Genomic DNA, 4,888 nt, shown 5'->3' with positions numbered 1-4,888 from the left:
GGTCGCCGACCGCGCGGGTGACCTGCCCGCCCTCGCCGCGCTGACGGCCGCCGAGGCGTCCGAGGCCCGGCACGACCAGACCGTGGCCGGGCCCGTCGCGCTGTACGGCCCCACCGACGCGGGCACGGTCACGATGCGCCCGGTGGCCGAGGACGGCCGGGCCGGGATCCGCGGAACGGCCCGGCGCAATCTGGTGGCCGCCGGGTCCGGCGCGCTGCTCGTCGCCGTGCTCGGCACGGTCGTCACGCTCGGCATGACCTCGCAGCAGGGCACCGACCGCGATCCGGCGGGCAGCGTGGAGATAGACCCGTCCGCGACCCAGGGCCTGGACGACGGGAACCTGGGCGCGGTGCCGAAGAAGGACGACGCCAAGGCCCGCGACACGTCCGCCCCGAGCGCCCGGCCCAGCGGCCCGGCACCGTCCGTCACGCCACTCAAGGCGCCCGCCGGTGCGGCGGAGACGAGAGGGACGGGCGGAGGTCACCAGAACACGGAGAAGCCCGGCCCGAAGCCCAGCCGGACCACCGACAAGCCGACCTCGAAGCCGAGCGGCGGCTCTCCCGAGCCCGACCCGTCGACATCGGCGACGACGTCGACCCCGACCCCACCGACCACACCCGCGTCGCCGACCCCGACGGACCCCGGGACCGACCCGGAGACCTCCACCTCCGCCAGCGGCCCCGCGCCCTCCAGCGCGTCGGCCCCCGTCGACCCGGCGAGCACCGACCCCGGCGAGGTGATGTGAGCCGGGGCCGCGCGGGTCGGATGTGAGCCGGGGCGGTGCGGGTCAGAACAGACGCAGCTTGTCGTCCTCGATGCCGCGCATGGCGTCGTAGTCGAGGATCTGGCAGTTGATGCCCCGGTCCGTGGCGAGCACGCGGGCCTGGGGCTTGATCTCCTGGGCGGCGAAGACACCGCGCACCGGGGCGAGGTGCGGATCGCGGTTGAGCAGCTCCAGATAGCGGGTGAGCTGCTCCACGCCGTCGATCTCGCCGCGCCGCTTGATCTCGACCGCGACGGTGCCGCCGTCGGCGTCCCGGCACAGGATGTCCACCGGGCCGATGGCGGTCATGTACTCGCGGCGGATGAGCGTGTAGCCCTCGCCGAGCGTCTCGATGCGGTCGGCGAGCAGCTCCTGGAGGTGCGCTTCCACGCCGTCCTTGATCAGACCGGGGTCCACCCCGAGTTCGTGGGAGGAGTCGTGCAGGATCTCCTCCATCGTGATGATCAGTTTTTCGCCCGCCTTGTTGATGACGGTCCACACCCCGCTGTCGTCCCCCGTGCCCTCCTTCAGGGTGCAGGGCGGCGACATCCAGTTGAGGGGCTTGTAGGCCCGGTCGTCCGCGTGGATGGAGACGCTGCCGTCCGCCTTGACCAGGATCAGGCGGGGAGCCGAGGGCAGGTGGGCGGTGAGCCGGCCGGCGTAGTCGACCGAGCACCGGGCAATGACGAGACGCATGGTCGGCAACGCTACTCGACGCGCCCCCGTGCACGCGATTCGCCCGGCTCCCGTCCCGCCCCACCCGCCTCGGCCGTCCACTGGGCCACCCTATTTGTCCCTGGAAACTCTTGTTCATCCCTGGCCGATTGTGACCGCAGAGCGACCGTTCCATATACGCATTCTGCTGGTGTGGTCACCGACGGTTGCCTACCGTAGGAGTCGGGGGGCGCGGTGTGTGTACCGATCGTCCGGATGACGCGTACTCCCACATCTGTCCGGCAACCCCTGCCCGTCGGGGGTGCGAGAGGAGAACCCATGTCGCTCGACGTCTCACCGGCCCTACTCGAAAAGGCCGAGCGAGGCGAGGTCGACGATGCAGAATTCGTCGACTGCGTCCGGACCTCCCTGCCTTTTGCGTGGGAGATGATCAGCGCCCTGGTGGCCCGGCTGAACGTGGACGGCGGACCCTTCGCCGACAACCAGACGCCCCCGCCGGACGAGCACGCGCGTGGTGAGCTGCTGCGTGTGCTCGCGAGCGACGCCATGCGCGGCGCACTGCAGCGGCACTTCGGAGTGCGGCTGGCCTTCCAGAACTGCCACCGGGTGGCGGTGTTCCCGCTCGACCCCTCGGCCGACGAGACGCTGGCCCGATTCACCTCGGTGCGCAGCCAGTTGCTCAACCAGTCGCCGGAACTCCGGGACTGCTGACGGCCCGGCCGGCTTGCCGCTCCGCCCCCGCGCAGCCCGCGCGGTGCCGGAGCGGCGGGCATCCCGGCCGGGGGCGCCGGGGAGCCGGTCAGCGCAGCTGGGGCAGCACCTCGGCGCCCAGGCGCCGCAGGTTCTCCTCGGTCGCGTCCAGATCGCCGGACCCCTCGGTCAGGAGGGCGAACCGGGAGATGCCGGTGCGCTCGGCCGTCGCCGCGAGCCGGTCGGCCGCGAGGCGGGGCGTGCCCACCGGGTGCAGCCCGCAGAGCAGTTCGGTGTAGGCGAACGGATCGCGCATCGCGCGGGGCCGCCCGTCCACCGTCACGTGCGCGTCGAGGCCCTGTTTCAGCCAGCCCGGCATCGCCTTCAGCAGCGTCTCCACCGCGTCCGTGCGTCGGTCCGCGAGCTGGCAGACCCCGGCCGAGACGTGCCCGGCCCCGGTGATCTCCTCGCCGGAACGGCCCGCCGCCCGTGCGTGGCGTCGCCACAACCCGACCATCTCCGCCTTCTCCTCGTCCCCGATGTGCATCCCGAGCAGCATCGGCAGCCCGCGCTCGGCGGCCAGCCGTACGCTCGCGGGCGAGGTGCACGCGACGACCACCTCGGGTCCCGGAGCCTCGGTCAGCGACTCCGACGGGCGCGGTACGACGGGCACCTCGCGGAAGCGGTACCGCTCGCCCGAGGCCGCCACCGACGGCTCCCGCAGCCAGCGCAGCAGCAGGTCCAGCGACTCCGGGAAGCCGCGCTCGTACGCCCCGAGGCCGGTGCCGAACACCTCCAGGTCGACCCAGGGGCCGCCGCGGCCCACGCCGAGGGTGAAGCGGCCGCCGCTGGTCACGTGCAGCAGCGCCGCCTGTTCGCCGACGGCGACCGGGTGGGCGGTGGGCAGGACGCTGACCGCGGTGCCGACCCGGACGCGGCGGGTGCGGCCGAGCAGCAGGGCGGCCAGGGTGATCGCCGACGGGCAGGTCCCGTACGGCACGAAGTGGTGCTCGGCCAGCCACACGGTGTCCAGTCCGGCCTCGTCGGCCACCTCCGCCGAGCGGACCGCCCGGTGCAGGGCCTCCCCGGGGCCCTGGCCCGGGAACCGGGCCGCCAGGACAAAACTTCCTACACGCATCGCACTTCCCGCTTTCTCGGCTCCGACCGGAGCTCCCCCGCTCTCGGCATAACCACATGACACGTGCCCAGGACACGGCTCGGCAGGGGGATTTGCGGATTGTCTGCAGAATGGTCGGTTCTCTGCTGGAATGGATCGCCCCTGAGGGGGACTTGTGCGGGTTGGTTCTTTACGCCTGCCCGCTCGGGTGCCGCGTAGGCTGGACGCGGACCGTACTTCCTGTATAGCCCCGAGAGGTGTCCCGTGTCCCCGCGTCGCAACCGACCGAAGGCAGCCGGAGCGTCCGGCCGCAGTGCCGAGGACGAGGGGACCGGCCGGTACGGCGGCTGGCAGGCCAGTGAGAACTGGCGGGGCGAGGACTGGAGCGTGCGCCATGTCGCGGGGGCGAGCGCCGAGGGCAAGACCTACCGCTGCCCCGGCTGCGACCAGTTGATCCCCTCCGGCGTCCCGCACGTGGTGGCCTGGCCCGAGCACGCGGGCGTGGACGACCGCAGGCACTGGCACAAGGCCTGCTGGAACGCGAAGGACCGCCGCACCACGAGAGTGCGACGGCCCGGTGGCGCGCCGAGGTTCTGACCCGGCGCGGGCTACACGTCCCGGCTGCGCAGCAGCGCGTACGCCGCCGCGTAGGCCGCGGCCGTCACGCCCAGCATGATCCACAGCGGCTCCCAGCCCGAAGGCCCGGAGTGGCTCAGGGTGTTGTCGTAGAAGACGCCCATCTGGCTCGGGATCGAGTACTCGAGCAGCAGTTGCTGGACCTTCTCCAGCGAGGGCGCGTTCATGAAGAGGGCGATCACCAGCGGGGCGAGCACCGCGCCGATCATGAGGGTGATGGCGCCCGCGGAGTGCCGGATCATCGAGCCGACCAGCAGCGAGATCAGCCCGACCAGGGCGATGAAGAGGCTGATGCCGACCGTGGCCTTCAGCCAGTCCTGACCGGTCGGCGACTCCACGCCGTGGCCCGTCAGCAGCGAGGTCTGCACCAGGGCCGTCACGGTCACGGTCACCAGCGTCACCACGAAGGCGAGCACGAAGAACACGATCGACTTGGCGGCGAGGACCCGGCCCCGGGTCGGGCACGCCGTCATCGTCGTACGGATCATGCCCGTGCCGTACTCCGAGGCCGTCGTCAGCACGCCCAGGGTGATCACGCAGACCATGCCGAGCAGCAGTCCGAAGAAGCCCATGGCGAGGGCGGTCGCGCCGGACAGGTCGGCGGAGGTGCCGCGCACCGCGAGCGCGACCAGCAGGCCGATGCCGAACACGAGCAGCGCGAACACGCCCAGCGTCCAGATCGTCGAGCGCACCGACCTGATCTTCGTCCACTCCGAGGCCAGCGCGTGCCCGAGATGGGTGCGCACGATCGGGATGGGCGAGCTGTAGCCGGGGAACGGTCCGTCGCTCGCGGCGGCCGCGGGTGCCTGTGGCAGCGGGGTGTTGTGCGTGCTCATCGGGCGTCCTCGGGCTGGGTCGGTTCGGCGGATGCGGCGGCCTTCTCGGCGGCTCCGGCGGACCGCGCGGGCTCGGCGGCCGGGGCCGACTGCGGGGCCGGGGGAGCAGCGGCGGGCGCGGGCTGCGGCTGAGGGGCCTGTGCGGGCGCCGCGTACGGGTTCGGGGCCCCT

At 72.6% G+C, this 4,888-nt stretch carries 5 protein-coding genes and 1 pseudogene; 3 read left to right on the top strand and 3 right to left on the bottom strand.

Features of this window, described 5'->3' with window-relative positions; all coding sequences use genetic code 11:
- Positions 1-745: pseudogene (locus GTW40_RS18250) on the top strand (ATP-binding protein); the annotation flags it as partial.
- 42 nt (positions 746-787) lie between these two features.
- Here the strand turns inward: GTW40_RS18250 and nucS are convergent.
- Complete coding sequence (gene nucS, locus GTW40_RS18245; RefSeq protein ID WP_018544534.1) at positions 788-1,459, bottom strand: endonuclease NucS; 672 nt, start codon at positions 1,457-1,459, stop codon at positions 788-790.
- A 297-nt stretch (positions 1,460-1,756) separates the two neighbouring features.
- Here nucS and GTW40_RS18240 point away from each other — a divergent pair, with 297 nt between their 5' ends.
- Positions 1,757-2,149, top strand: coding sequence for an SCO5389 family protein (locus tag GTW40_RS18240; RefSeq protein WP_161181269.1), 393 nt, complete (start codon positions 1,757-1,759; stop codon positions 2,147-2,149).
- Between the two features lie 88 nt (positions 2,150-2,237).
- On the opposite strand, the gene GTW40_RS18235 is transcribed toward GTW40_RS18240, so the two are convergent.
- Positions 2,238-3,266 carry an LLM class flavin-dependent oxidoreductase gene (locus tag GTW40_RS18235; RefSeq protein ID WP_161181268.1) on the bottom strand — a complete coding sequence of 343 codons (1,029 nt, stop codon included), beginning with the start codon at positions 3,264-3,266 and terminating at the stop codon, positions 2,238-2,240.
- Positions 3,267-3,509: 243 nt separating this feature from the next.
- On the opposite strand from GTW40_RS18235, the gene GTW40_RS18230 reads away from it, so the two are divergent.
- Positions 3,510-3,842, top strand: a complete 333-nt coding sequence (locus tag GTW40_RS18230) for an ATP/GTP-binding protein (RefSeq protein WP_161181267.1) — start codon at positions 3,510-3,512, stop codon at positions 3,840-3,842.
- 11 nt (positions 3,843-3,853) lie between these two features.
- Here GTW40_RS18230 and GTW40_RS18225 read toward each other — a convergent pair whose 3' ends face one another.
- The gene (locus tag GTW40_RS18225) at positions 3,854-4,717 is read right to left on the bottom strand and encodes an ABC transporter permease (protein WP_161181266.1); all 864 of its coding nucleotides are present in this window, start codon (positions 4,715-4,717) and stop codon (positions 3,854-3,856) included.
- Between the last annotated feature and the right edge of the window lie 171 nt (positions 4,718-4,888).

It is taken from the genome of Streptomyces sp. SID4985 (assembly GCF_009863025.1).
Classification (GTDB): domain Bacteria; phylum Actinomycetota; class Actinomycetes; order Streptomycetales; family Streptomycetaceae; genus Streptomyces.
This window is presented reverse-complemented; position numbering and strand designations above follow the sequence as displayed.